The sequence below is a fragment of the Microcoleus sp. Pol11C3 genome, from assembly GCF_036701485.1.
Lineage (GTDB): Bacteria > Cyanobacteriota > Cyanobacteriia > Cyanobacteriales > Microcoleaceae > Microcoleus.
Genome location: NZ_JAUBQW010000065.1, coordinates 1 through 25984, shown reverse-complemented (window position 1 = coordinate 25984; position 25984 = coordinate 1). Strand labels below are relative to the sequence as shown.

The 25984-nt window shown below is 46.3% G+C and carries 24 protein-coding genes; 5 read left to right on the top strand and 19 right to left on the bottom strand.

Annotated features, from left to right (window positions below):
• Window position 1 precedes the first annotated feature (1 nt).
• From QUA40_RS16000 to QUA40_RS15970, 7 genes are all read right to left on the bottom strand, one after another.
• Complete coding sequence (locus QUA40_RS16000; protein WP_333127467.1) at window positions 2–2521, bottom strand: penicillin-binding protein 1A; 2520 nt, start codon at window positions 2519–2521, stop codon at window positions 2–4.
• 239 nt (window positions 2522–2760) lie between these two features.
• The gene (gene chlG / locus QUA40_RS15995) at window positions 2761–3771 is read right to left on the bottom strand and encodes a chlorophyll synthase ChlG (RefSeq protein ID WP_333127465.1); all 1011 of its coding nucleotides are present in this window, start codon (window positions 3769–3771) and stop codon (window positions 2761–2763) included.
• Window positions 3772–4063: 292 nt separating this feature from the next.
• Window positions 4064–4546: a DUF29 domain-containing protein gene (locus tag QUA40_RS15990; protein ID WP_333127463.1), complete on the bottom strand. Its 483-nt coding sequence runs from the start codon at window positions 4544–4546 to the stop codon at window positions 4064–4066.
• A gap of 26 nt (window positions 4547–4572) precedes the next feature.
• Entirely contained in the window at window positions 4573–5277 is a 705-nt protein-coding gene (locus QUA40_RS15985) for a helix-hairpin-helix domain-containing protein (protein ID WP_333127461.1), read from the bottom strand.
• 95 nt (window positions 5278–5372) lie between these two features.
• Complete coding sequence (locus QUA40_RS15980) at window positions 5373–5720, bottom strand: NINE protein (RefSeq protein WP_333127459.1); 348 nt, start codon at window positions 5718–5720, stop codon at window positions 5373–5375.
• Between the two features lie 94 nt (window positions 5721–5814).
• Window positions 5815–6027 (bottom strand): hypothetical protein, encoded by a 213-nt coding sequence (locus QUA40_RS15975; RefSeq protein WP_333127457.1) that lies wholly within the window; start codon window positions 6025–6027, stop codon window positions 5815–5817.
• Window positions 6028–6380: 353 nt separating this feature from the next.
• Window positions 6381–7976, bottom strand: a complete 1596-nt coding sequence (locus QUA40_RS15970) for a type II CAAX endopeptidase family protein (protein ID WP_333127455.1) — start codon at window positions 7974–7976, stop codon at window positions 6381–6383.
• Between the two features lie 322 nt (window positions 7977–8298).
• On the opposite strand from QUA40_RS15970, the gene QUA40_RS15965 reads away from it, so the two are divergent.
• From QUA40_RS15965 to QUA40_RS15955, 3 genes are all read left to right on the top strand, one after another.
• Window positions 8299–9660, top strand: a complete 1362-nt coding sequence (locus QUA40_RS15965) for a histidine phosphatase family protein (protein WP_333127454.1) — start codon at window positions 8299–8301, stop codon at window positions 9658–9660.
• Window positions 9661–10085: 425 nt separating this feature from the next.
• Window positions 10086–11402 (top strand): dihydroorotase, encoded by a 1317-nt coding sequence (locus QUA40_RS15960; RefSeq protein ID WP_333127452.1) that lies wholly within the window; start codon window positions 10086–10088, stop codon window positions 11400–11402.
• A 192-nt stretch (window positions 11403–11594) separates the two neighbouring features.
• Complete coding sequence (locus tag QUA40_RS15955) at window positions 11595–12350, top strand: 4'-phosphopantetheinyl transferase superfamily protein (RefSeq protein ID WP_333127450.1); 756 nt, start codon at window positions 11595–11597, stop codon at window positions 12348–12350.
• Between the two features lie 177 nt (window positions 12351–12527).
• Here the strand turns inward: QUA40_RS15955 and QUA40_RS15950 are convergent, their stop codons facing one another.
• Together QUA40_RS15950 and QUA40_RS15945 are read right to left on the bottom strand one after the other, a co-directional pair.
• Window positions 12528–13268 (bottom strand): response regulator transcription factor, encoded by a 741-nt coding sequence (locus QUA40_RS15950; RefSeq protein ID WP_333127448.1) that lies wholly within the window; start codon window positions 13266–13268, stop codon window positions 12528–12530.
• Window positions 13269–13378: 110 nt separating this feature from the next.
• Window positions 13379–13537, bottom strand: a complete 159-nt coding sequence (locus QUA40_RS15945) for a hypothetical protein (RefSeq protein WP_015174720.1) — start codon at window positions 13535–13537, stop codon at window positions 13379–13381.
• 265 nt (window positions 13538–13802) lie between these two features.
• On the opposite strand from QUA40_RS15945, the gene QUA40_RS15940 reads away from it, so the two are divergent.
• Window positions 13803–14549, top strand: coding sequence for a creatininase family protein (locus QUA40_RS15940; RefSeq protein ID WP_333127446.1), 747 nt, complete (start codon window positions 13803–13805; stop codon window positions 14547–14549).
• A 153-nt stretch (window positions 14550–14702) separates the two neighbouring features.
• On the opposite strand, the gene ndk is transcribed toward QUA40_RS15940, so the two are convergent.
• Window positions 14703–15152 carry a nucleoside-diphosphate kinase gene (gene ndk, locus QUA40_RS15935; protein ID WP_333127444.1) on the bottom strand — a complete coding sequence of 150 codons (450 nt, stop codon included), beginning with the start codon at window positions 15150–15152 and terminating at the stop codon, window positions 14703–14705.
• A 637-nt stretch (window positions 15153–15789) separates the two neighbouring features.
• On the opposite strand from ndk, the gene QUA40_RS15930 reads away from it, so the two are divergent.
• Window positions 15790–16548 carry a hypothetical protein gene (locus QUA40_RS15930; protein WP_333127442.1) on the top strand — a complete coding sequence of 253 codons (759 nt, stop codon included), beginning with the start codon at window positions 15790–15792 and terminating at the stop codon, window positions 16546–16548.
• 1 nt (window position 16549) lies between these two features.
• On the opposite strand, the gene proB is transcribed toward QUA40_RS15930, so the two are convergent.
• The 9 genes from proB to QUA40_RS15885 all read right to left on the bottom strand — a co-directional run bounded on the left by proB (window position 16550) and on the right by QUA40_RS15885 (window position 25603).
• Window positions 16550–17722, bottom strand: coding sequence for a glutamate 5-kinase (gene proB, locus QUA40_RS15925; RefSeq protein ID WP_333127440.1), 1173 nt, complete (start codon window positions 17720–17722; stop codon window positions 16550–16552).
• Window positions 17723–17799: 77 nt separating this feature from the next.
• On the bottom strand, window positions 17800–18321 hold the full coding sequence (locus QUA40_RS15920; protein ID WP_333127438.1) for a YqeG family HAD IIIA-type phosphatase: 522 nt from the start codon (window positions 18319–18321) through the stop codon (window positions 17800–17802).
• Between the two features lie 142 nt (window positions 18322–18463).
• Window positions 18464–19591: an endolytic transglycosylase MltG gene (gene mltG, locus QUA40_RS15915; RefSeq protein ID WP_333127436.1), complete on the bottom strand. Its 1128-nt coding sequence runs from the start codon at window positions 19589–19591 to the stop codon at window positions 18464–18466.
• A 48-nt stretch (window positions 19592–19639) separates the two neighbouring features.
• Window positions 19640–20674, bottom strand: coding sequence for an RRXRR domain-containing protein (locus QUA40_RS15910; protein ID WP_333127434.1), 1035 nt, complete (start codon window positions 20672–20674; stop codon window positions 19640–19642).
• 454 nt (window positions 20675–21128) lie between these two features.
• Window positions 21129–21707 carry a DUF3727 domain-containing protein gene (locus tag QUA40_RS15905; protein ID WP_333127432.1) on the bottom strand — a complete coding sequence of 193 codons (579 nt, stop codon included), beginning with the start codon at window positions 21705–21707 and terminating at the stop codon, window positions 21129–21131.
• Between the two features lie 312 nt (window positions 21708–22019).
• On the bottom strand, window positions 22020–22478 hold the full coding sequence (gene ruvX, locus QUA40_RS15900; protein WP_333127430.1) for a Holliday junction resolvase RuvX: 459 nt from the start codon (window positions 22476–22478) through the stop codon (window positions 22020–22022).
• A 246-nt stretch (window positions 22479–22724) separates the two neighbouring features.
• Window positions 22725–24056 (bottom strand): GNAT family N-acetyltransferase, encoded by a 1332-nt coding sequence (locus tag QUA40_RS15895; protein WP_333127428.1) that lies wholly within the window; start codon window positions 24054–24056, stop codon window positions 22725–22727.
• Between the two features lie 191 nt (window positions 24057–24247).
• Window positions 24248–25429, bottom strand: a complete 1182-nt coding sequence (locus tag QUA40_RS15890) for a F420-0:Gamma-glutamyl ligase (protein ID WP_333127426.1) — start codon at window positions 25427–25429, stop codon at window positions 24248–24250.
• The gene (locus QUA40_RS15885) at window positions 25430–25603 is read right to left on the bottom strand and encodes a hypothetical protein (protein ID WP_333127424.1); all 174 of its coding nucleotides are present in this window, start codon (window positions 25601–25603) and stop codon (window positions 25430–25432) included.
• Window positions 25604–25984: the final 381 nt, after the last annotated feature.

Below are 25984 nucleotides of genomic sequence, written 5' to 3'. Positions count from 1 at the left end.
TTTAATATCGCGGTTCTTGATAAGCAGGCTCTTGATAAGCAGGCTCTTGCGGTGGGTAATACTTCGGTTCAGGATTAGGATTGTAAGGTACGATCGCCCCATCCTCATTCACAATCATCCCCCGAATAATCCTATTAGGGTGCACCGGTTTAGCCTTAATACTGCCTTTGCGGCCCTCCAACTGCGGCAACTTCGGAAACTTCTCCACCGGCATTCCCTTAACAGCTTGACTCATAAAATCACGCCAATTATACGCCGCCGTACCGCTAGTTCCCCAAGTCGGATAATTGTCATCATTCCCCAGCCAAATCCCAGTCACAACCTGTGGAATATAACCGATAAACCACAAATCCCTGACATTTTCCGAAGTACCGGTTTTGCCTGCTACAGCGCGATCGTTTAAAGCAGCAGGCCCCCCCGTACCGTCTTGCACAACACCCTCCAACATCCAAGTAGTAATGGCAGCACTATCCTTATCCAAAACCCGCTTCGGTTTAAAATCAGCCTGATAAATCACATCTCCCCGCTGATTAATCACCCGAGTAATTCCGTGGGCTTCAATAAAATTCCCTTGCGCTGCTAAAGTACCGTAAGCATTGGTTAACTCCAGCAAATTCACCTCCGAAGAACCCAAAGCCAGGGAATAAATCGGACTCAATTTAGACTTAATTCCCATATCGTGGGCTAATTTGATCGCCGGTTCAAACCCCACATCCATCAACACCTTCACAGCTACGACATTCACCGAACGCGTCAAAGCATCAGAGATCGATCGCCAACCGCTAAATTTTTTGCCATAATTATTCGGTTGATAGCCGTCGATAATAATTGGTTCGTCTTCGTAACTGTCATAGGGAGAAAAACCAGCCGCCATCGCCGCAGCATAAACCAACCCTTTAAACGTCGATCCGGGCGGCCGCAAAGCCTGTGTAGCGCGATTAAATTGACTTTCCTTAAAATTCCCGCCACCCACCAGGGCCTTAACTTCCCCAGTCTTAGTATCCATAGAAACTAAAGCGGCTTGTTCAAAACCCTGACTGCGGCCATCAACTTCGATCGCATTTTTAACCACCTTTTCCGCTATTTTCTGCCACTTCAAATCCACCGTCGTCTCGACAGTCAAACCGCCCGCTTCCAAAGCATCCTTAGAAACATAGCGCGGCAATTCCTTCCGAATGTAACTAGCAAAATAAGGTGCGACTACTTTAAATCGCTTCGGCGGACTGGGTTTAACCACCATAGGTTCCGCCATCGCCTCCTTCGCCTGAGCCTCTGTAATTACCTTGGCTTCCTGCATTTGTTGCAGCACAACATTGCGACGTTGCTTAGCAATATCCGGATTAACCAAAGGCGAATATTCACTTGGTGCCGGCGGTAAACCCGCCAAAGTTGCCATCTCTGCCAAAGTTAATTTATCGACTGTTTTGCTAAAAAAAACCACAGCCGCATCCGCCACCCCGTAAGCATCCGAACCCAAATAAACTAGATTTAAATATCTTTCTAAAACTTGGTCTTTAGTCAACTCCCGCTCTATTTTCTGAGCTAAAAGAGCTTCGCGAACCTTCCGCCTAATACTTCTTTCCTGATTGAGAAAAACAACGCGAGCCAATTGTTGCGTAATTGTACTACCGCCCTGCACTAAATCTCTCTCTATCAAATTAGAAACTATTGAGCGCACAATACCTTGATAATCCACCCCACGATGTTTGTAAAAACGGCGGTCTTCTATGGAAATAAAAGCTTTAACCAACAGTTCGGGAATTTCTTTAAGTTTCAGTTTATCTCTAGTTGCAGGCCCCGACTGCAACAAAATCGTATTATCTGCCGCCTTAATTGTTAGGGTTCCGTCGCGGTTAAACTCTGACAAATCGTTAACATCTGGCAAACCTTTGTCTAAGGTGTGCAAAATCCATAAACCGTAGATTAAAGCGCCCCCGCCTATACTGAGAACACCTAAACCTATCCAAAATCTAGGGCGGCGAGAGATCCGTTTTTTAGTATTTTCCTGGGGTGCGCTAATTTCCTGGGGTGCGCTAATTTCCTGTAGTTCCGTATATCTCTGCAATTCGGTGTTTTGCGGTGCGCTATTTTCCGGCAATTCGCTACTATCCGATTTTTGGGGTATGTTAGTTCCCCGCAAACTCAATCCCGGCCGCAACAATTTTTTTCCCTTGGTTTGCAAAGTGGTAACTTGAGGTTCAATTTCCAACCAAGCGATTAAGCGCTTCAACCCTTCCCAATCGCGCTTAACTATTTGATACCTTTGAAGTTCCGGGTCTAATTCCCAATGTAATTCCGACTCTTCTAGGGGTGCAGGATCTTCTTCTACCACATACTCCGATCCTGCCGCCGTTGTCCCTGGAGAAAATTCCGCCTCTGATTTCGGCGAGTTGAGCTTATTGCCCTTCGCAGCATTCGGCGGTTCTCGATCGGAATTACCGCTTATTGCGTTAGTGACTTTGCTCAATGTATCTTTGATATTTGAGAAAAATTCTGCCACGTTCAGACCTTCAAACCTCATCAAGTCCGATTAAAAATTAAAAATTAAAAAAGCTAGCTTTCTTAAATTCTTAATTTTTAATTCGACATTTTTTCTTGAATAACACGCTGCCTTGAATTAGATTTTTTGAATTAAAAACTTTTTAATTCACCACTCAAAATTCAAAACTTTTCTTAACGCTGCGGAGTTTGGTATTGTTTTGATAATTGAATTAGATTTTTTTTATTAAAAACTCTTTAACTCAAACCTCAAAACTCTGCTTAACTCGCATGACCCAGTGCCAAAGCTGCTACCAGCATACCCAAAACCAGGAAAGGCTGAGCACTTGCCTGATATTTAACATCATTTTCCAGGGGATTACGCAAAAAGTACATATCCTGAAAAGTAATTTGGGGAATGATCAGCAGTAGGAGAATGACAGCGTAAAGGTTTTGGTGGATGCTGATCAGGTAACCTGCAATCCCAGCTTGAAAGATGTCGATCATCAACACGCAAATCCAAGCTGCGGTGGTGATGCCAAACATCACTGGCAAAGATTTTAACCCTAATTGTCGATCGCCCTCAACACTTTTGAAATCGTTGACGATCGCAATTCCCAGCCCTGCCAAACTGTAAAACAGGGTCAATATCATAATGGTGGGATCTAGTGTACCAAACAAAGCTTGACCAGCCCACCAAGGCAGGGCAATGTAGCTAGCACCCAGGGCATAATTTCCCAACCAGCCATTCTGCTTGAGTTTCAGCGGTGGCGCAGAGTATATGTAAGCTAGAAACGCGCCGCCGAGAGTCAAAACAGTCATTATCGGGAATTCATGACCCGCCCATAAGTCTAGAGCATAAGCCACCCCAATGCCAGCGGCTAATAATAGCAAAATTTGCGTTACTACTTGGGGAATCGAGATGATACCGGAGGGAATCGGACGGTAGGGCTCGTTAATGGCGTCGATGTCGCGATCGTAAAAATCGTTCAAAGTTTGAGTGTACCCTGCCAGCAACGGCCCTGACATCAACATACAAGCTGCTGCGATCGAGAAATTCTCTAGATTCCAAACATAGTTTCCAGAAGAGGCCGCCCCGCACACCACGCCCCAAATCAGGGGAATCCAGGTAATCGGTTTCATCAGTTGCAAGCGAATCTTCCAGATGGAAGTTTCCCCGCTAGCGGCCCCTTTCATGCCCAACAGTTGCCGAGTTTTGGCAGTGCGGTTTTCGGTAGCAGCACTTTCCGGTGCGGGTTCTGGGGAGATTTGGGATGGAGGAGAGTCAGACATAATTTGATGTTAGCGGTACTGCTACTATTGTGTCGTTTTGCATTTCAATAATAATTCAGATAGCTTACCACTGATATTTAAGGTAGATTCTTGAAAACTTACCCTGGCTTGGAGTTGATGCTAGGAAAAAGTAGGAGTTTCACAATATATCTAATTATCATTATTTTGTGTAAATGTCAAGAGGATAAATACTTTTTTTTATAATTTCGCTGAGCCCGCCTTCTGGGGGAGATTTTTCCCAGCAGGTGCATTTAATGTCAATTACCAGGAGGCGATCGAGTTTTTTGCCCTACTAGCCTTGAATCATCTCATCTGGCAGACAATCGGGCAAAAATTCAGAATCTAGAACCTCAACCGAAGTGTAGATACATAATTGCGGAAACCTCTCTACAGGCAATCCAGTTTCAGCACTTGCTTGTTCTGCTGCATCCGCATAACATTCAACTAACACCTCTTCCAGATAGGGTTTGAGACTGGGGGAATCTTTCAGAGCTTTGCGAATGCGTCTGCGATGTTCGACAATGCTGCCTTTCCAACTACCGCTTCTTTGATCCGGTTGAAATTGCCACTTGAGCAAGTGCAGGAGAATTACCACCAGATTACTTTCTAAACTCCGGCGTTCACTTCGCCCCATGTCTTCTATTTCTGCAATCAGATTTTCCCAGTCGATGTTTGAATAGTCGCGAACCCGCAACTTTTCCACAGTGGTTTCAATCCATCGGAGGTAATCTGTATCATACAATTTTTGTCGGTCAACTTCTAATTTTGTTGTCATAAGTTGTTTGTGCTAACAACGGCCAATTAACAAATATGGCGGTATGAATCAAAAGGCAGTCCAGTCCGCCGCTTGACTTCCACAACTGATTTGTAAGCGCCTTTTCTCTGCCTTTCTATAACTATTTTTTCGGCAACCGCCCGATCTAAACCGCTGGCGATTAACTCTTCTGGCGAAAGAATATTTAACCGTTTCCAAGTAAACTGCGATTCTTTTTGATAATTGTAGCTGAAGCAAATCATCGGGGCGATGCGTCTGACGTGGCTTTCGGGAACTCCGGCTATTTCTGATAACTCTTCGGCGTGGGTAAAAATGTAGCCTTCGTTTTGCAAAGATTCAATATCGTTGGCGTAGACGATCGGCAAACCCAAGATTCTGACCATATCGTCTTTGGTACACTCGTTAATATCTATTTTGCCACGCACGTTTGCCAGTTCTTCGGCATTTGTTGCAGTTGCAGGAACCAGTATACCTCTGGGTGCGGTTTTGATCAGATAGCGCTTTTTCAAACTAAAAGCAGTGACAATTTGAGCTATCCAAACGATCGTACCTAAATTAACTGAAGAAGATACCGCTAGTGCTGCTAAAGTAATGGCAACACCCCATGCCATCCAACTGCGAATATTTGACTTTTGACCTGCATAGGCGATCGCCAATCCGCCGAAGTAGGGAATAAAAGCATACCACACCCAGTTAGGAGTTTGACGCAGCCAGTATAAATCTTGAGACACTTTAATTTTATCCTTAATTAAATAGCTGTGATCTCACACTTATTTCAATCCCACTTTTTTAACAGTGGGCTTCCTTCTTCCTTCTTCCTTCTTAATTACAATTCTCGCAGCAATTTTTGGCGTTTTTCTTCATATTCTTCGGCCGTAATTGCGCCCATATCGTAAAGTTTTTTCAATTCGCCGATCGCCCCTGTTACATCTTTTGCCGCTCTGAGGACATACCCAGACGGCAACGTACCGCCATTGTACTGTACCTGAAAAGCTTGTTCCGACATCACCAGCAGGCCGATAAAATCAAAAAATGCGATCAGTGACGGAATTAATGTCCAAGAAAATAGCAAGTATAATACCCCTGCTAAGTTATTGCCCAAATAAAATTTGTGAACTCCGAAACCTCCTACAAAGAAAGCTAACACAACTGCTACGGTTTTATCTTTTACCATTTTTAATTTCCCCAGTTTTTTATTTTAACTTCCGCGATCGACTTTTAATGCGCGACCTGGAACGATCGACTTAAGTAATCTTACTAATTTTTACTCATTTATTTGGGTTTTTGCGAAACTTAGACATCGCAAAATACAGCAGAACTATACCGACTTGAGCCTGTAGAATCACCAAGTAGCCTCTCAAAAAATAATTGAGTTCGCTGCCTGAATTGATAGAAAATATTAAAAGGCCCAAGGCTGCGTAGGGTGCGAAACGCATCCAACTCGGCGTTCCCTCTAACTTGCGGCTGTTCAAATTGCTCATTGGGTTTAAGCCTCATCCTAAATTAAAATTTAGCTATAAATTAGCCGGATTGTCAACTTCCGCTTGGTGCGATCGCCCGGGTGAGTCTCTCAATCATCAGCCGACAAGATATTACTTCCATGTTAAACCCTGTTTTTCCGCTAAAGTAAGGAACCGGGGCGGGCTGATCTGGATCTGTTGCTGATATTACAGATTAGGGTGAACCCGCCCCTATAGGAATTCCGGTTATTTTACCGGGCTAGATATAAGGGGCGCACCGAACGCCCTAGTGCTGTTTTTGGCAAGAGTCGATCGCCCTGACCATCGCTCTCAAAAAAACTCGATTAATTCACAATTATTAACAACCGCCCCAATTAACTCGCGCCGCCGCCCAAAAGAAACAGACTCAGGAGAGTACCGCTGTTCCAAAGACTGTGGAGAAGCATAGGAGCGAGGAGATTGCGCGATCGCGTGTACACAAACCCCAAAACCGAACCCAAAGTCGCCAAAGGCAGAATCTCAGAGACACTCAAGTGAGCCACCGCAAACAAGAAAGCAGAAGCTGCGATCGCCCCCCAAACAGGCAAATAGCGAGTCAGAGAAGGCAGCAGAAAGCCCCGAAACACAATTTCCTCAAAAACCGGAGCGGCGATCGCAGCAGTGCCGAAAAACACCGCCAAAGCCACGTTGTCCCTACCTTCAAGAACGATCGGCAAAATCGGATTACTGCCACCTTGTCCCTGCCAAAATTGCTGATTAATCAGCGACACCAAAACTACCAAAGGCAAAGCAACAAAATAGCCGCCAAAACCCCACAAAAACCAACTTCCCCGCCAATTAATCCGAAACCAACCTTCAGGCAAAGGCAAAAAAGACTTGACCGAAAAATACAGTACCGAAAGCCCCCCAGCCGATAGCAACAAATAAGTAGCAAAGATATAAAAAGCCTTGTCCCGCGGGTCAAAAGTAGCAGGATTGAGTTTTAAAACAGCCAGAGAAACAGGCAGCAATAAATAGGGAATCAAGATTTGCCCGACAAAGAAAAAGCCGACCACAAGTACCTGCCAAACAATCTCACCATCCCAAGGCACATCCCAAGTCAAGCTGGCATTTCGCGCCAACACCGGGCCGGAACCTGCTGTATCTAACTGCTTCCGCTGCAACAGCCACTGCACGGTCAAACCCACCAGCAAAACCGTACCAATACAAAGTGCGATCGCCGGAACGCCCACTATAATTGCCAACTTTTCTATAGCTTGTTCAGCCGTTGCTTGCTCTGTGGCTTGCAGCGCCGCCAGCTCTTTAGAACGTTCTTGCAGCTTGTAAAGTTGAGCGAGAGCGCGATAGCGAAACCAACCATCCAAAGACTTTTGAATGCTCGGCTCGGCATCCGGCAGCAGTTGAGCCGGATTGCTCCAAATTCCAGTTAAAACTTTAGCAGTTACCACCGAAGAGTCGTAATCTATCTGAGTTTTGTAGCGCTCAACTAAATTTGTCCAAGTTTGGAGCGCCGCCTGAGTTTTTCCACTGCTTGCCTGCTGCAAAATTCCTAAGCGCAAGTCAAGTTCGTTTAGCAGCACTGACTGTTGCTGTATCGACTCTGACGCCGCCTTATTTTGAGCCACGTTCAGAGTATTATCCTCGGACTTAGAGGCGATGGCAGACTGAATTTCTTTAACTTGTGCTTGAGTTGTTTCGAGAGTTTTGCGAGTCGAGTCTCGCGCTTCTTGATACTGCGTCAAAGCCGTATTTAAAGGATCTGTACCGACAATATTGTTGCGCGCCGAACTTAAATTAGCACTCTGATTATTTTCTCCTTGCCACTCGGAGGCGTGAAGCAGCAAATTTGTCTGGTAGAGTTCCAGCCGGCTTTGAATTTGTGGCTGATTCCAACTAGCAACTAAAGATAAACCCACCAAGGCGATCGCGATCGCCGTTAAAATACCTAAAATAACCCGCTTCAATGTCATTCCTGCTTTTCCGTCCCGCGCGAATCCGTGGCTAAATCTTTTCCGTCTTTAATCATAGGTCGTTGCAGACGAGAGTATCCCGACAACTGGTAAAATTTCACTGGCTTATCTTTTTGACTCGGCTCAACAAGACTTACGCCACAAATCCTCGCTCCGCCATGTATACATAAGGTTCACACCTTAGCCCAACGGTGCTTATGGCGCACCCTACAGGAGTAGTGCGGCATAAGCACCCGCGATGTATGAGGTAATATCCGCACGGCGCAACCGCAGCGGGGTAGCAGGCTAAATCTAAAATCTAAAATCTAAAATCTAAAATCGAATGACTCGCATTATCTTAGTCCGTCACGGCAAAAGCACCTACAATCAAGAGCGCCGCATCCAAGGCCGCCTCGATAAATCAATTTTGACAGAAGCAGGCCGCAGCGCTGCCCTGCAAGTAGGCGACACACTCAGCAGTATTGCCTTTGATGCCGCCTATACAAGTCCCCTGAAACGAGCCAAAGAAACAGCCGAAATCATCCTGTCGCGCTTGACAAATCCCCCACAACTCCAGCCAACTGATAATTTGATGGAAATCGATTTGCCTCTGTGGGAAGGAATGTTGCGCCAAGATGCGATCGACAAATTCCCTGCAGCATATCAGCAGTGGCAAAGACAGCCAGACAAATTTTCCATGAAACTGCCATCTGCTGACGGAGAAATCGAACACTTTCCCGTATTGGCAATTTTTGCTAACGCTCGTCATTTTTGGCAAGAACTTTTATCGCGCCACCAGGACGGTACAATTCTAGTAGTAGGTCACAACGGAATCAACCGCGCTCTCATCGCCACCGCGTCGGAAATTACCCCGGATTACTATCAATCAATTCAACAGTCAAATTGCGGAATTAGTGTCATTAATTTTGGAACTTCCCCTGTGAGTAACGACGAAGCAGGAGAACCAAAAAAGAAAGTTGCAGTTCAATTAGAATCGGTGAATTTAACTTCCCATACCGGGGAAATTTTTCCAAAACCGAGGGACGGACACAAAGGCCCGCGATTGTTGCTGGTGCGTCACGGCGAAACAGACTGGAATAAAGCAGGTAAATTTCAGGGGCAAATTGACGTGCCTCTCAACGATAACGGCCGCGAACAATCCCGGCGGGCAGCAGAATTTCTCAAGGATGTAAAATTAGATTTTGCGATCAGCAGTTCCATGCTGCGCCCAAAAGAAACTGCGGAAATTATTCTCAAATATCACAGCGGTTTGCAACTAGAACTCCGCGACGAGTTGAGAGAAATCAGCCACGGACTTTGGGAAGGAAAGTTTGAATCAGAAATAGAAGCATCCTATCCGGGTTTGCTAGAGGAATGGAAAACATCTCCTGAAACAGTGCAAATGCCCGAAGGAGAGAATTTGCAGCAAGTTTGGGCTCGGGCGATCGCATCTTGGCGAGAAATTGTACAATCAGTTTCTGGTACTGGGATTGTCGTTGCTCACGACGCCATTAACAAAGCAATTCTCTGCCACCTATTCGGTTTGGAACCAGAACATTTCTGGAAATTCAAACAAGGAAACGGAGCCGTTAGCGTGATAGATTATCCCCACGGCCCCGATGGTTTGCCGGTATTACAAGCGATGAATGTCACAACTCATTTGAGCGGCGGCGTTTTTGACCAAACAGCCGCAGGAGCACTGTAATCAGTAAGGCGTTAACTTAAGTCTAAAACTCTTGATAAATCTCGCTGTTAGCGTAGTCTCGATCCCCCCTAGCCCCCCTTAAGAAGCAGGGTGGCTTAATTGTCGGGAAAGGAAATCTGAAAGTACCGAAAGCTGGTTGGCCTCCCATCAAGCATTCGTCAAATCGAGACTAAGTAATCAGCCTTTCAAGATTTCGCCTTTCGACAATTAATCCACCCTGCCTAGCCCCCCTTAAGAAGGGGGGGACAAGAGCCTTCTCAAAGTCCCCCTTCTTAAGGGGGATTTAGGGGGATCTAGACTCGTATCAAAGCGAAATTATCAAAGTTTTTAGGCTTAAGTTAACACCAATGCCCTCCCCTATGCTTCGCCCGGCTGATAAATGTCTGAGTTTTTATGTTTGAATTTTTATGTTTGAATTGTAAGTTATGAGCCGCGAACTGCTACAAAATGTACGAGTGCTAGATCCCGTTTCAGACAGCGATCGCATCGCTGATATTCTGATTGCTGAAGGTAATATCAAAGCAGTTGAGGAAAAAATAGCTGAGTTTCCCGCTGACACAGAAGTGCGGGATTGCCAGGGACTGATTTTGGGGCCGGGGTTAACTGATATCTACAGCCACAGCGGAGAACCGGGTTTTGAGGATCGAGAAACCCTGGAATCCTTGATGCAGGCTGCGGCTGCTGGCGGTTTTACGCGGCTGGCGATTTTGCCGGATACCTCGCCGCCTGTTGACAATTTGGCCGGTTTAGCATTGTTGCAGCAACATATCCGCAATTTGTCGCCCGGGGGACCCCGCTTGTATTTTTGGGGCGCGCTGACAGCGGGCGTTAAAGGGCAGCAGATGGCTGAGTTGGGCGAGCTGGTCTCCTCTGCGGTGGTGGGTTTTGCGGACGGTTTGCCGCTGTCTAATCCGGCTCTGGTGAGGCGTTTGCTTGAGTATATCCAGCCTTTGGGCAAGTCTGTGGCTTTGTGGCCGTGCGATCGAACTTTAGCAGGAAAGGGCGCGGCGCGGGAGGGTGCGGTGTCAGTGCGCTTGGGTTTGCCAGGAATTCCGGCGAGTGCGGAAACTTCGGCATTGGCGGCAATGCTTGAGTTGGTGGCATCTGCAGGCACTCCGGTGCACATTATGCGCGTTTCTACGGCGCGCAGTGTGGAATTGATTCGGGATGCGAAGGCGCGGGGTTTGCCGGTGACTGCGAGTGTGACTTGGATGCACTTGCTGTTGAATGTCGGGGCAATTTCAGGAAACTCTAAAGATTCCGGCGGCGGAAAAAATGCTCTGACTGCTTCGTTGGCTTACGATCCGAATTTACACCTAGAACCGCCGTTGGGCAATCTCAGCGACCAATTAGCGCTGATTCAAGCTGTGAAAGATGGGGTAATTGATGCGATCGCGATCGACCACAACCCGCATACTTATGAGGAGAAGACTGTGGCTTTTGCTGATAGTCCGCCCGGGGCGATCGGCTTGGAATTAGCTTTGCCTTTACTGTGGCATGGACTGGTAGAAACAGGCGAATTTTCGGCTTTAGAACTGTGGCGAGTGTTGAGTACCAGGCCGGCCGTTTGTCTCGGGCAAACCCCCGCCACGGTTGCACCGGGAGTCTCTGCTGAGCTGATTTTGTTCGACCCGCAAATGAGTTGGACTGTTGACGGGCAAAGTCTGAAGTCGCGATCGGCAAATACGCCTTGGTTGGGACAGCAATTAGCGGGTAAGGTTGTGCAGACTTGGATTTATTGACAATCAAGCAATTTGGTCCCGGGCCCGGGGATTTATCAGTTCTAACATCTAAAATCTAAAATCTAAAATCGATTGACCGTTGGAATTAAGACTTATTTAACGAACCGCTAAGTCGCGAAGGGCGCGAAAGAAGATTAAGAAGAAGATCTGTAATTGGGTACGTGGAAGCTTTGGATCAGGCAGGGTAAATACATGATTGCTGTTGTTACTTCATGGAATTCTCCCCCGCAAGACTTGACATTGGATCTGGGCGAAATTCATGTTTGGCGCGTGTCTCTGGCTCAAACAGAATCTTGCTTGCAGAGTTTACAACAGACTCTCTCTGCAGACGAGCGGACAAAAGCCGCTCGTTTTGTGTTTCCAAAAGGTCGATCGCAATTTATTGTGAGTCGTGGCGCGCTGAGAGCAATTCTGAGTCGCTATCTTAACATAAATTCTCACATATTGCGCTTTGACTACAATCCCTACGGCAAACCTTCTCTCATCTTCGCCCAAGGTGGAGATACCCTGCGTTTCAATTTGTCTCACTCAGGAAACATGGCTCTAATTGCGATTGCCAAAAATCGAGATATTGGTGTCGATATTGAAGGCATAAATCCCAACTTTCCTTGCCTGGAAATTGCTGAAAAGTTTTTTTCCCCCTTAGAACACTCTGTGTTGCTTTCGCTCCCCGAACATCTCCAACCCCGAGCTTTTTTCACCTGCTGGACTCGCAAAGAAGCTTATATCAAAGCAGTCGGTAAAGGACTTTCTCTTCCCCTGAATCAGTTTGATGTCAGCCTCGCACCAGGAGAACCTCCCGCGCTGTTAAATATTGAAGAGAACCCTGAAGAAGCATCGAGATGGTCTTTAATGGAATTAATTCCGAGTTCAGATATGGTGGCGGCTGTTGCGATTGCAGGAGATTGCCCGAAACTTCATTGTTGGCAGTGGACATGGGAGTTTTGAGTTATACCCAGCGCCCAGGGTAAAAGAGAACGGCAACGGTGGCTGGAATATCTCTAGTGGTTGCACCTCCAAGCTATTGTATTGCACACCCTCCATAGAAAAATAAAAACACAACATTGTTGTGTCCTTATTTGTCTATTTGACTGCAACTTGCTACCCTACAACTGATTTAAAAATTTAACCAAATCGATAGCCGAACCCGCGTACCGTAATGATATATTCCGGTTGGCCCGGATCTATTTCCAACTTTTCGCGTAGCCAGCGGATGTGAACGTCAACTGTTTTGCTGTCTCCGATAAAATCTTGGCCCCAAATTTTTTCCAGCAACTGATCGCGACTCCAAACTCGCCGGGGATAACTCATAAATAGTTCTAGTAAGCGAAACTGTTTAGGAGAAAATTTCACTTCCAGACCACGAACCAACACGCGGCACTCTTCAGGATACAGAGTTATGCTCTTATATTGCAGCATCCTCGGTTCCGGTAACCTACTGAGGCGCTGGCGTCGCATCAGCGCCCGACAGCGAGCGATAAACTCCCGCATTCCAAAAGGCTTGGTCAAATAATCATCCGATCCGGCTTCGAGGTAAAAAGCGCAATTGTTGGCACTTCCTCTAGCACCGATAATCAAAATAGGGACGGGATTTCCTTGATGCCGTAACATTCGACACAGATCCAAACCGTTAATTGAATCCATAATTAACAGGTTGAAGGCAAATTCACCGTGGTATGACGAAGAAGCCTGTACAGAAGGCAGAGCGTTGCGCCCGTCGCTAGTAACCACCACCTCGTAGCCCTGTTCTTTAAGGGCTAAAGCTAGCATTTCCCGCAACAGATCTTCACCTTCCAATAACAAGATACGGCCGGCTTGTCCAACAGCCAACCTTGAAGGACTTTCGCTTAATTCAGCAGAAGACATAAATATCAGTGGGAGTGATGTTTGTATGTGGCTAGCGCGAGGTACCTTCTTCAGTAGCTGAGGTACTCTCGCGCTGCGATCGCTTGTACGATCGCCATTTGTTCGATCGCTTAGAATCTTTCGCCAGTCCATCCCACAGACACGCGCTCGACTTTTGCTACTTGCTCGTGTAAGGAATACAGCCGTAGAGCAGTTGCCGGAACCGCGCTGTCTGCCTGCGTCCAGGCCACAGAAGTCTGGTCATTTTTAGGGGTCGGTGTTAATTTCATAAAACATTGCCCGCTGTTAATTGACCACGTAACACCCAATCTAGAGGGATATGCTTGTTATACTACTCTTAAAAGGTTATTAAAAGGTAAAGTTTTGGCCATCAAGTGGTTAAATTATTAACGTTAAGTAATATAACGGTAAAGTTGCGATCGCACTGTAGAGGCTTTTTTTAAGAATACAATAAGAAATTTGCTCAAAGTCCTTTTTTTTTCCGTGCCGGCTACGATCGACGATAGCAAGTAAAAATTCTGTAGACTGCCTATCATGTTGCTGCATTTGAGTACCTGGCCCGAGGTAGAAGCTTATCTCGAAAGCTCCCGAGGCATAATTATCCCGATCGGCTCCACCGAACAGCACGGGCCCACCGGCTTGATCGGGACTGACGCCATTGCAGCCGAGGCGATCGCCCGCGGAGTCGGCGAAGCTGCCAATGCCTTAATCGGCCCGACAATTAATGTCGGGATGGCCTTGCACCACACCAGCTTTCCCGGCACAATCAGCCTGCGACCGCAGACTCTGATACTGGTAATCAGGGATTATATCACATCTTTGGCAAAAGCTGGATTTGAAAAATATTTCTTCATCAACGGTCACGGCGGCAACATTGCCACCATGAAAGCAGCATTTTCCGAGACTTACGCGCATTTGTCTGACTTGAATTTACCGAATGCCGAAAGAATCCAGTGTCAAATCGGCAACTGGTTCATGTGCGGTTCAGTCTACAAACTCGCAAAAGAATTATACGGAAACCAAGAAGGTTCCCACGCCACCCCCAGCGAAATTGCCTTAACCCAGTACCTTTATCCAGAAGCAATCAAGCAAGCTCCGCTTTCGGAAGAAGTCGCTTCCGGGCACAAAATTTACGGTGCTGCTGACTTCCGCCGCCGATTTCCAGACGGCAGAATGGGTTCAAATCCGGGCTTAGCAACCCCCGAACACGGTCAGCAGTTTTACGAATTAGCAGTCAAAGAATTGACTAATAATTATTTGGAGTTTTTAAGTTCCGATTAACGTTTTTTCTTCTCGTTACTAGGAATAGCTTGGTAACGAGAAAAAATGCCAAACTCTTCTATATTTTACAGTGATGAGTGAGTCCACGACATGATATTTCATCTATCTGAGAAAAGCTATATCTCCCGATTAACCATCGGGAGAATATCAAAACTACTCCACAATCCAAGGAGTTAAAGAAGGTGTCCAAGCACTCAATTCTTCTTCCTTGAACCAAAGGCTAATTTCCGCCTGGGCAGTTTCCACAGCATCAGAACCATGAATAATATTGCGACCAACATTCACAGCCAAATCGCCGCGAATTGTCCCCGGTTCAGAATTCAGAGGATTTGTTGCGCCAATCATTTTCCTCGCCGAGGCCACAACGCCGTCGCCTTCCCACACCATCGCCACAATTGGCCCGGAAGTGATGAAGTCTACCAGCCCCGCAAAAAAGGGTCTTTCTTTATGTACGCCATAATGCTGTTCGGCAAGTTCGCGACTCGCCGTCATTAGCTTCATGCCAACTAGCTTAAAGCCCTTGGCTTCAAAACGACCGATAATTTCGCCGACGAGTCCGCGCTGTACGCCGTCGGGCTTAATTGCTAAAAAAGTCCGTTCCAAGATTAACTCCTATAATTGTGTTAACTGATCCAAAAGATAGAGTAACTCAGAACGCACCTAAAGGCAATTCTGAGAATTGGAAATTCTCATTTGGAGACTTATGGCCGCAGGAAGAAGGAAGAAGCAATAAGAAGAGGGAAGAGAAAAGAGGGAAGAAGCAATAAAAGCAAGGGTTAAAGACACCGGGTTTCTCAGAAAAATTTTTGTTGAGTAGCGATGAATCTCCGAAGAAACCTGGTTTCGAGACTCCTATGCGTCTAGAACTGATTTGCATGGAGCACCGCGATTTTGTAAAAAGCATTTTTTAGCAGTGCGAGCAGAATGATCACTTGTCTATATAAGTTAATCAGCCTTGAAATTATAGGTCAAAAAATAATCAAACTCTGGTGGGGCGCTTTGAGCAACGCCTGAAATATGCAATCTAAATTTAGAACCTTTTATCTCTAGGCAACAAGATGCTCGAACTTCTGGCAGAATATGATATAAGTCACAATTTCCTGTGACTGCCAACACTCTTACCTATGATCTCAAATACAAATATGTATGATAATAAACACAATTCTTTATGCTCGAAAATATAGATAATTAACGCAGGTAGGAAGATGATCTTGACAGCAACTATTAAGGCGAAAAAAGTATGAAAGCCATCATAGCATTCATTGAACCCAAAAAGCAAGAGTTTGCAAAATTGCCATTGTTTGACTTTCTAGCCAATAAACACATTCACGCGAATCAACGATTAATTTTTGCACCTGTACTCGCTCCTTTGGCTGTGGGATTGATTGATTTAAATAAATATGTACTGCGAGAATCTTCTGGTAATAACAAAGTTCAGGAACTAATTAATAAATATACTTATAAAAAAAACTATTACTGGCACGACTATCTAGAATACCTAGAGGAACTGGGCTTAAACCAGTTAATGAGTTACGGCGACTTCAGACTGCTTTGGGGTGAAGAAACTAAAAAAACTCGATCGCTTTGTTCAGTGATCGAACGCTACGCTTGGAAAGCCTCTCCCATTCAGAAACTGGTGTTAGTGGAAGCCCTCGAAGGAACGGCCCAAGTTTTTTTTGAAGCGGCGCTAGCAGTGGTAATGGAATTACAGCAAATTAACCAAAAAGAATCTGTTGATTTTGGAGGAGGTTATGGGGGTTTAGAAAATTATCACCTTTTAAACACGCCAGAGATGTTGCAACTTTTAGAAGAGATCAAACTTACTAATGCGGAATGCCAAGCAGCTTTAGAATTAGCACAAAATGTATTTGAACTGTTTACAGAAGCGATGAACGAGCTGTTGCGGCACAGCCAAACAAATTCTTGCAATACTGTGCTGCAAGTATCCTCAATTTCTGCGTTCGCTCATTGCCCGATCGACTGTCTCGATATTTGTTAGTTTAAACAATCACTAAATTATCTCGGTGTACCGCCGTTTCTACGCCGGCATAGCCTAAAATCTCAGCAATTTTCTCGGACTTGCAGCCCTGGATTTGTCTCAATTCTAAACTGCTATAATTCACAAGTCCTCTAGCAATTTGCTTGCCGGCTGCGTCGCACAACTGCACGGAATCATCAGCTTGAAATTCTCCTTCTACTTGAGCAATACCCGCAGCTAAAAGCGATTTTCCGCCGTGGGAAATTGCCTTGACAGCACCCGCATCTAAATATAGTTTTCCTGCTGGAATTAGCACGTTAGCTATCCAGTGTTTGCGAGCGTTTACAGGGCGCGGTTGAGGCTCGAATTGAGTACCGATCGACTCTCCGTTAAGTATTTTCTCGATATTACCAGGAAAGCAGCCGTCAGTGATTACAGTCCGCACTCCCGATGCAGTTGCTATTCTGGCTGCTTCAATTTTTGTCACCATTCCGCCGGTTCCCCAACCGCTGCGGGAATCTCCTGTTTGCACCTGAAATTCTGTGAGCTGTGCCATACTTTGAACTAGGGCGATCGGCTGCGCGTCGGGATTGCTGCGCGGATCGGCGGAATACAGCCGATCGACATCTGTGAGTACAAACAACCAATCTGCTTCAACCAAACTCGCTACTAGCGCCGAAAGCGTGTCGTTATCCCCAAATTTGAGTTCGTCTACCGCTACTGTATCGTTTTCATTGACGATCGGAATTACGCCCAACCTGAGCAGTTGCCCAAAAGTATTGCAAGCGTTAACATAACCATTACGCTGCACTAAATCGCCCCTGGTGAGCAATACTTGAGCGATCGGCTGTTGTAGAGTAGTAAACAAGTCATCGTACACCCGCATCAGTCGCCCTTGGCCCACGGCCGCCACAGCCTGTTTCATAGCAATATTTCGCGGGCGTTCCGTCAAACCCAAGCGCGCGCAGCCCACCCCAACCGCACCCGAAGAAACCAAAACTACTCGATGGCCTTGCTGCCGCAAATCAGCTAAAATTTCTACCAATGCAGCAATAGTTGAAAGAGCTAAGTTTCCCGTAGTCGATCGAGTCAGAGTCGAAGTTCCTATTTTAACAACAATAGTTTTAGTCTGTTGTCTGTTGACTGTTGACTGTTGACTGTTGACTGTTGACTGTTGACTGTTGACTGTTGCCATTAGTTACTAATTCCCAATTCCTAATTACCAATTCCCTGTTTGGCCCATGCCCCATGCCCAATTCGCGATGCCCAATTTTAATCTTTAATTTTCAAAGAAGCCCCCAAAGCTTGAGAAACCCAAACTTCAAAAGAGCGTACCGGATACTTGCGAAGCGCATACCCAGCATCAACCATTGGTTCCACTAAAATAGTGAACATACCCAAACGATTGCCGGCCAAAACATCAGTAAAAAGTCGATCGCCCACCATCGCCACCTGTTCCACCGGCAAATTCATCGCAGTCACGGCCCTTCGCAACTTGCGGCGCGACGGCTTAGCAGCACCCGTGATATAAGGTAGATTCAAAGACTCAGCAATTCGACCGATCCGAGTCTGACTTAAATTATTGCTCGCCAACCACAGGGATACCACCGGTTTAATTTCTTCCACCCACAGGGTGAGTTCAGGAGAAGCATTCATTGCTGTAATGGGAACGAGAGTTTCGTCCACATCCAAAACTAATCCTTTAATATTATATTTTTGCAGAATATCAGCCGTTAACTTCATGACTGAATCGCCGAGAACTAAGTCAGGCTGTAGTATTTTACCCCAAGTCATAATGATTTTAGATTTTAGGTTTTAGATTGAAAAATAAGAAATTGGAAGTTAAAGATTAAAAAAGTAAAAAATCAAAAGAGAATAATTATTGCTTTTGCTCTGTTACTTTTGACTTTTTACTTTTGTATTAGTCATGGTCTCTCTATTTTTTAGTTGAGCGCAACTGCTGGTCAACTTTAGAAATAGCAGCATCGTGTTCCGCCTGCGTGCTGCTGAAAATGTGAGTGCCGTCGTATCGAGCCATAAAATACAGGTATTCTGTCTTTTCCGGAGTCAGAGTCGCCTCCAAACTTGCTATTCCCGGAGATGCGATCGGAGTTGGCGGCAGCCCTACATTTATATAAGTATTGTAAGGAGAAGGCGTTTCCACCTGCTTGAAAGTCAAAGGCTTCTCCTTAGTTTGCCTAATGCCGAGGGCGTATTCAACCGTCGGGTCAGAGCCCAAGGGCATACCCTTATTCAGACGGTTGTTGAATACCCCAGAAATACGGTTCCGCTCGGAAGCAACCACAGCTTCTTTTTCTACAATACTCGCCAAAGTCACCCATTCTTTGAGAGAGAGCTTCGTATTATTCTGATTTTTTTGATATACCGGCAAAGCTGTCTGCTCAAAACGGGTGAGCATTTGTGTGATCGCAGCTTGAGGAGTAATTCTATCGCCGTCTAGCTGATAAGTATCCGGGTACAAAAAACCTTCCAAATGAGGCAATCCACTCGGCAGCCAAGGGTATTGAGCGTAAGGAATTTGACTCGCGGCCGTCATAAAATCCTTAGCCGGGAAAAAACCTTGCGCTTCAAAATAAGCGCTCATTTGTTGCAGCGACCACCCTTCTGGAATCGTGAAACTCTGCTGTACGACTTCGCCCTTCCAAATTTTGTCAGCAACTGCACTCAGAGGCTGAGTCGGCGACAGTTGGTAAGTTCCTGCTTGAAAACCTCCCTCGCGGTTTTGCAGAGTCAGCCAGCGAGCCCACATATTCCATGCCGAGCTCGATCGAATCAACCCCGCCGCCTCTAAATCCCGGCCAATTTTTTGACTGGGAGTACCCTCCGGGATTTGGATCGAAACAGCAGCATCTTCTGCCGGATTCCCCGATGAGGATGTGATTTTAGGCGGCGCCGAAGCCCAGCTCCACCAAGCCCAGCCTTGCCAAGCGCAAACTCCCCAGATTGCCGGCAGCAACGCCAGATAAAACAACCATTTAGAGACTTGCGGAGTACCTTTTCGGCTCTCGCGCGCGCTGCCCTTTGTCATTTGTTCTTTATTCATCGAAATTTCTGGGTTTGAAACCCCGTGCTTCTAGCACGGCTTTACAGATTAATTTGCGGAGCGCCACGAATTGTAAGACAAAAACTTACAATCTGTAGGCGCTGCATTTTGGCACAATCGCTTGCTTGTTTTTAGATCGTGCAAACTAATTGTTTTTCGCTGTGGGTCTTTCTTTGTTGGCGACTCTTGCCAACCCCCAACATAACAGAACCCATATTTAGGGTGTTTAACGATTGAACCGCGCTTAAATTCTGCACTTAAAGTTCCGCCGTACCGAGAGCGGACATGACCAGTGGAATGCTGCAAACGATGGAGCTGTCTGCGATGAAACTGCAAAGGGATTACTTCTATTAGCTTGGTATTATCGGGCTGTATATGTCCACCAATATACCAATTAGCTAATACCCAAGAGTCAACGCAATGAGCCTCAAACAATTTTGACAGCTTTTGTTTAGACTTGAGGAGTCCTAAATCTTCACGCATTTTACAGGTGTCAAAGCCCTGCCTAATTTCCAGGTGAGCAATTTTCTCAATTTCCGAGTAGAACCATAGTTTACCTACCTCCAGAGGACTAAAACTTGTATTCCATTTCTTAGCTCCCTTCCAGGTTTTTGCTTTAACGTCTTCTACAACAAATGTCGATATCGGAAACATCAAAGTCAACCATTTGGCCATCCTTAATTTCCACTGCCATCTCGCTTTAGTCGATGGGGGGATGCGATTTTTATTAACCGAGCGATTAGTTCGGTTTTGACGGCAGGGAGTATTGCGAAACCGCCTACCACGTCGCATATTTCGTCTGACCTCAACGCGATCTTTTACCCAATCAATTGCATGGGTTTGGATGTTTAAATAGGTATGCGTTCTGGATTTAACGGTAAATCCTTCACGCTTACTACCTGGGTCAATGCCAACTGCAATTGGTTGATAGTTGTGGCTTAAAGGTTTTGCATTCAGTCGAACACAAAATACTCCTTTTTTAAAAAACGGCGTAGCTTTGCCCGATTCGATCCAACGTCTAGCCCGAGCAGGGGTAGTTGGCATCAGGGGACGGTTATTGCTGCCTACAACTGGTACAAACATTAACAGTAAGTCCTATTTCTAGGTGTATATTTCCCTTCGCCACTGACCACCAGAGAGGTTAAAAACTAGGGAGGCATTCTTAACGTCTTGCGGGATACCACTCCCAGGCAGTTCAGTAATTGGCTAGACACTTTTTTAGTCCTGAATTAAGAAGGTGGTGAGTCTTCCTCTTTTCAAGCCCAATGCCTTCAGGCTGGGGTTAGTGACAGTCCGTTGTCCTGGATAAGTGGCGGTTAACTAGCGACTAATGACTGATGACCTGCGATTGATGACCGAAAAGTTACGAATACAAGCCCTTTAAAAGACCAAATTCACGCGGCCCAATTCAAAAGCCCGATCGCGAAGGCAGAAGCGGCCATCTCGAAAAAGTTCGATCGGGCGAGCAGTTTACTTTTTTATAAAATAGTAAAAAATTCTGCTTTTTGCCATCAGACCTTGTGCCTGCAATTAATATCTAATCAAGCTCGTCAAAGAACTGGTCTTCCAGCATAGGTAACATCGGTTCCAGCCTTTGGAACTCTTCTTCCGAGAGCAATTCTGGCTTGCCGTCGTCATCCATTCTAGCCAAAATAAAGAACGGGTCTAGAGGGGTATAAATGGCATATTCCTGTTCTTCGTGGTAGAAACTGGTCAGCCACATCAGCTCCTCGAAGTCCGACTCCTCATCTGGATCGACATCGGATGCCATATCCTCTTCGGGAAATTCCGGCAATTCGCCCACCACAGTCAGCGTCACCGCTGTGCGTCGGAGCGTCAAGTTCTGCTCTTGCAGCACAACTTTAGCTGTCTCAAAAATTTTGTCAATTTCGGTCTCGTCTTCTACAGGAATTGCTGCTTCGTCGTTATCGTCTCCCTGCCAAGTAAAAATTTCTACGGGCGAGTCAATCGGAAGCAGCAAAGCGTATTCTTGACCTTCTAGATTCATAGAATATTCTATGTTGCAAGTCAGCGATCGCCCAACTTCATCCGTCAGGGTGACGGACTCTTCGTTGGAATTGCCATTCTCTTTTTTGCGGTATGGGGATGAGGACATCGCGTGTATCTTATTTTCCGTCAATAATTCAGTAACGTTTGCTTGACAATGGGGAATTCTCGTGGCGATATTCTGGCTAAGTGGGCGATCGCCAGTCCACCAGCTTAAACCGCGAGACTCGCGGCCTTTTCCACAGGCGAGGAGTGCAGCGTTTAAATCTCAGTCGAGTCAGCAAGCGACACTGAGGACAAATCACGATTTTGTGCTTCTTCAGTACCGAGGGTACAGCAGAATTTTCTCCAGTTTGTCAAGGGTTACAGGTGTGCGTAGCAAACTTGCACAACCAGGATATCACGCCTCTGTTACAAGCTATCAAGGATTGGGAAGGGCGGAGATATTTTGCCTCCGCTCGTCTAGCCACTGCTGCAAAATCACGGCCGCTGCTTTGCGATCGATCGAACCCTTATTTTGCGAGAGCGAAATCCCTGCAGCTTTCATCAATTCCTCTGCCTCAACCGAAGTCAGGCGCTCGTCCACGTATTCTAGGGGGAGTTCTAAGGCTGTGGCGATGCGAGCAGCATATTTCTGCACCTGTCGGGCTTGAGCACCTAATTCTCCGCTCAGGGAGTAGGGCAAGCCTGCAACCAAAATTTGCACTCTCCGCTCTCGGACGAGCTCTCGGAGATAAGCTACGTCTCGCTCGAAGGACGATCGTACCAGTGTTGTAATGCCCGTAGCTATTAAACCAGTGCCATCACACCCGGCGATGCCGACTCGTTTGAGGCCGATATCTAACCCCAGAGCAGAAATCCATAATTTATCGTTGGACATTATCAATCAATCAATTTTAGATTTACTTTTTTTTTAGGAAATAATCTTATTTAACGAACCGCGAAGATGCGAAGAACGCGAAGAAAGAAGAGAATAAAGTAAGAAGAAGATAGGTAATCTTAAGTTGATATCAATCAAAAGCAGAAGGGGAATTTTGGGAGTATGACAGAAAAAAGTAATTTCTTTGATGATTCCTTCTATTTTTTTCTGTCTTCTACCTTTTACCTTCTGCTTTCACTTATTAAGTTAAGAATTGAGTTCTCCCGGCCAGCCGCCGTCTAGAGGCAACTCTGGCAGATTTAAAGGCAAAATGCTGCTGCCATCAGTTGCTGCTAATTCGGAATTTTGGCCGCCCAAAGGGTTAACTTGATTCGTTTGACTGTTTCCTGAGTCAGCCAACAGAGGTTTAATCTCACAGGACGGGTGCCCTGCTGCTGCTTCCCCAGCCATCGGGCCGAGCCAGGACATCCGGCCCGGTACGGGTTTGCGAGTTGGCTGGAAGCTTTGCAGCATTTCTGATAGCTGGAGTCCTTCGAGAGAAACCAATTTGGACTCGCGCAATTTGTGCCACACCGATCGAGACATCAGCAAACTGTGTTCCACGCGCACTGCTCCAAATTGCTCTAAATAAGCTTCCCGTTCCGGCTGATAGTCAGCGGAAGCCAGTTGCAGGCTTTGAACTGGGAAATCTTGAACGAGGCGCGCCATCTGGGACAGCAGTTCTGGGTAAAGCCAAGTGTAGGCCGGGTGTACAGTCAACTGGGCCACGTGCGGTTGGTGGCCGTTGCGGGATAGCTGCACCTGAAAATAGCCGATCGCGGCTTTGCGCTGTGGTTCAAACACGTAGCCGCTGACTACCTCGGTTTTGCCCAGCCACTGTCTGACACCTTCGACTAAAGCGCCGAAAAAACTGGTTTTGAAATCTTGAATGTGGCGATCGAATACTTGGCGCACCAGCGGCGGCATAGACGCGGTATCCAGTTGGTAGAGCAACTGAGCGTCGGCGTTGCTGACCGGCAGCAGGTTGGGCAAATCTGGGGTCGAGTTTGCCATTTCTTGCAGGCGTTCTGGGGCGATCGTCCAGTATGTCATCTGGGCCAAAGGCTGAAACCCGTTCTGCCGGTACAAAGCCAGGGAAGTTGTGTCGCCTACATTCACTTCCAACAGCCACGTCCGCGCCTCCCAGACTGCCTCAAAGCAGTACCGCAGCAGCATGGAACCAATTCCTTTGCTGCGGGCTTCCGGGTCTACTCCTATGCGATCAATCCGCCAAGTGCTGCGGGTGCGGTTGAAAGGAGAAATCTGAATTATGCCCTTAACGCTCCCCTCTTCTTCGGCAACATGGGCACGGAACAGGGACTGACAAGGGTTGGGAAACAAGCTAAAAATCTTTAGTAGTCCGTACCAGCGACGAATCTGCTGCAATTTTCTACCTAGTACCACGTCGCAGCTTGCGCCCTTGCGGTTTTCTGGCTCTTCGGCTGTTTCCGCGCACAGTTGTTCCATCACCTCGATGTCGCGATACTGAAACGGGCGAATCACAACCTGGTTTTGGTTTTGGGAGGGAAATGAAGTCATAGCATACAAGTGGAGAAGGGAAATTTAAAAATAAAAATTCAGAAAGGGGAAGAGTTAGGGAAGTTTTTAGTTTTGAATACGTAAATTTGGATTTCAAAACTTATAACTTTTGATTCTTCTCCCTTTCGAGATCGATCGAAAATTAAAAATTTCAAATCATCTTTTTGAATTTTTAATTTTCTGTTTTCAACTCAAGATTTTTGTGGCAGAGGTCGAATTACAACGACCGGTGTTCGCTCGTCAGCATTCCCGGCGGGGTTGCTTCGCAAGGCTTCCTCTAAGAATGTTACCGATAAATCGGAGGTCGCTGCTAATATCTTAACTGCTTTCAAGTCATTAGCGTCTACGATCGCCGCCGAAAGCCCGGTTTCTCGTTGAATTTCTTCTACAACTTGCTGGGGATTGTCCGGGCCGAGGACAATAAATTGGTCGAAAGGAGGCAAAGTCCCGGTAACGTCGTCGATCAGCCTTGCTTGTTCCCCTGCAAGTTGGTAAAAGACTCCCGGTTTGCCAAATATTTTGGCCACAGCCCCGATCGCAAATGCCGCCACTACGCGCCAAGGCCCAACTACATCAACCAAAGTCTGCATCCCGCAAGCCGTGGCCAAACTCGACGTGGGCAAGAAAAACAAACACACTCGCTTTGCCGCCCATCCGGGTTTGACTTCGCTGGGATGGTGGTAGCGTCCCTGCATCAAAGCTAGGGGAGTTTCTGCCAAGGCGACAATATCGCCTTTGTGGGCGCGCGGTAGCACGTACCGCTTGACTATTTCGACGGGATTGTCCAATTCCGCCAGTATGTGAGTGCGAATTGGCAAGACTTCTGCAACTCCGACATTTCTGGGGATGGGTACGGTGTCCGAGTTGGGAAATTGCAGCGGGACTACTACGTTGCGGACTTTGGGGATGCGCCCGCCGGGGCCGTAGGTGACGAAATGTATTTGCACCCAAGCTGACTGCAATTTGGTTAAATCTTGCCCTTGAATGTCTACGGAGACTTTAATTTTCGTGGTTTTTTGGGCTTTAACAATATAGCCGAACCAGTAATCGTCTGCTCTGGCTGTTGCATCTTTGTGGCAAGGAATCACCTTTGTCTGGGAAGTAACGCCATCCAAACTTCCATCTGAGAGCAGTTTCACCTGTGCCCGCACTTCCGGCAACATAATCTCAAAGCGCTGTGTCAGGTTGCGGAACTCCATTTCCCCGACTAAAAGATAGCGGTTGGGTTCCGAGATGGCTAAGTGCCATTCTCCGGCTGTAAGTTCTAATTTATTTGCACTCCCAGTCCGGCGATAGTTCAACTCTAGGCCCAATCCGCCCAATGCTAGCAGCGAACCGGCTGCTGCGATTCCTGTTGCTAAAGTCTCAATCACTCAAATCACCGCCAATAATATTTTGTGTTTACTGTAGTCGATATCGGGTACTTTGAGCGCTGATCCGGTAGTAATTGGATTGTGCTGAGTTTGTTGAGGGCGATCGAACTTATGCCCAATTACACGTAAGTGCGATCGCCTCTGGTGGCTAAAGCGGTCAATTTGCTGTTCCAAGAGTTCGATCGTGAGTTAGATCACTCTAAAATCTGGCGTTCCTTAATCAGGGTATGAAAAAAATCCGTTGAAAATCAATCTCGAATCTTTGTGGATACTGGTTTCTCTGACTTGCATATTTAGCCTTTGAGACCGGAAACCAGCAACGTCTATAAAACAAATCACTTAATTCAATAATTTAAGAGTATTATTTGTGTAAAAATAATACTAAATTTTTATATTTATATTGTTTTAAATTTAAGTTATAAGCTGGCACTCAACATTTTTTTAGAATATTTATTAATAATCATTTAATCTGTTAACAAGGGGTGCATCTCACTTTGGCAAATACATCAAATTGAAAGTTGACCGTTGAGATAAGCACAGCGAAGAGCAAGGATA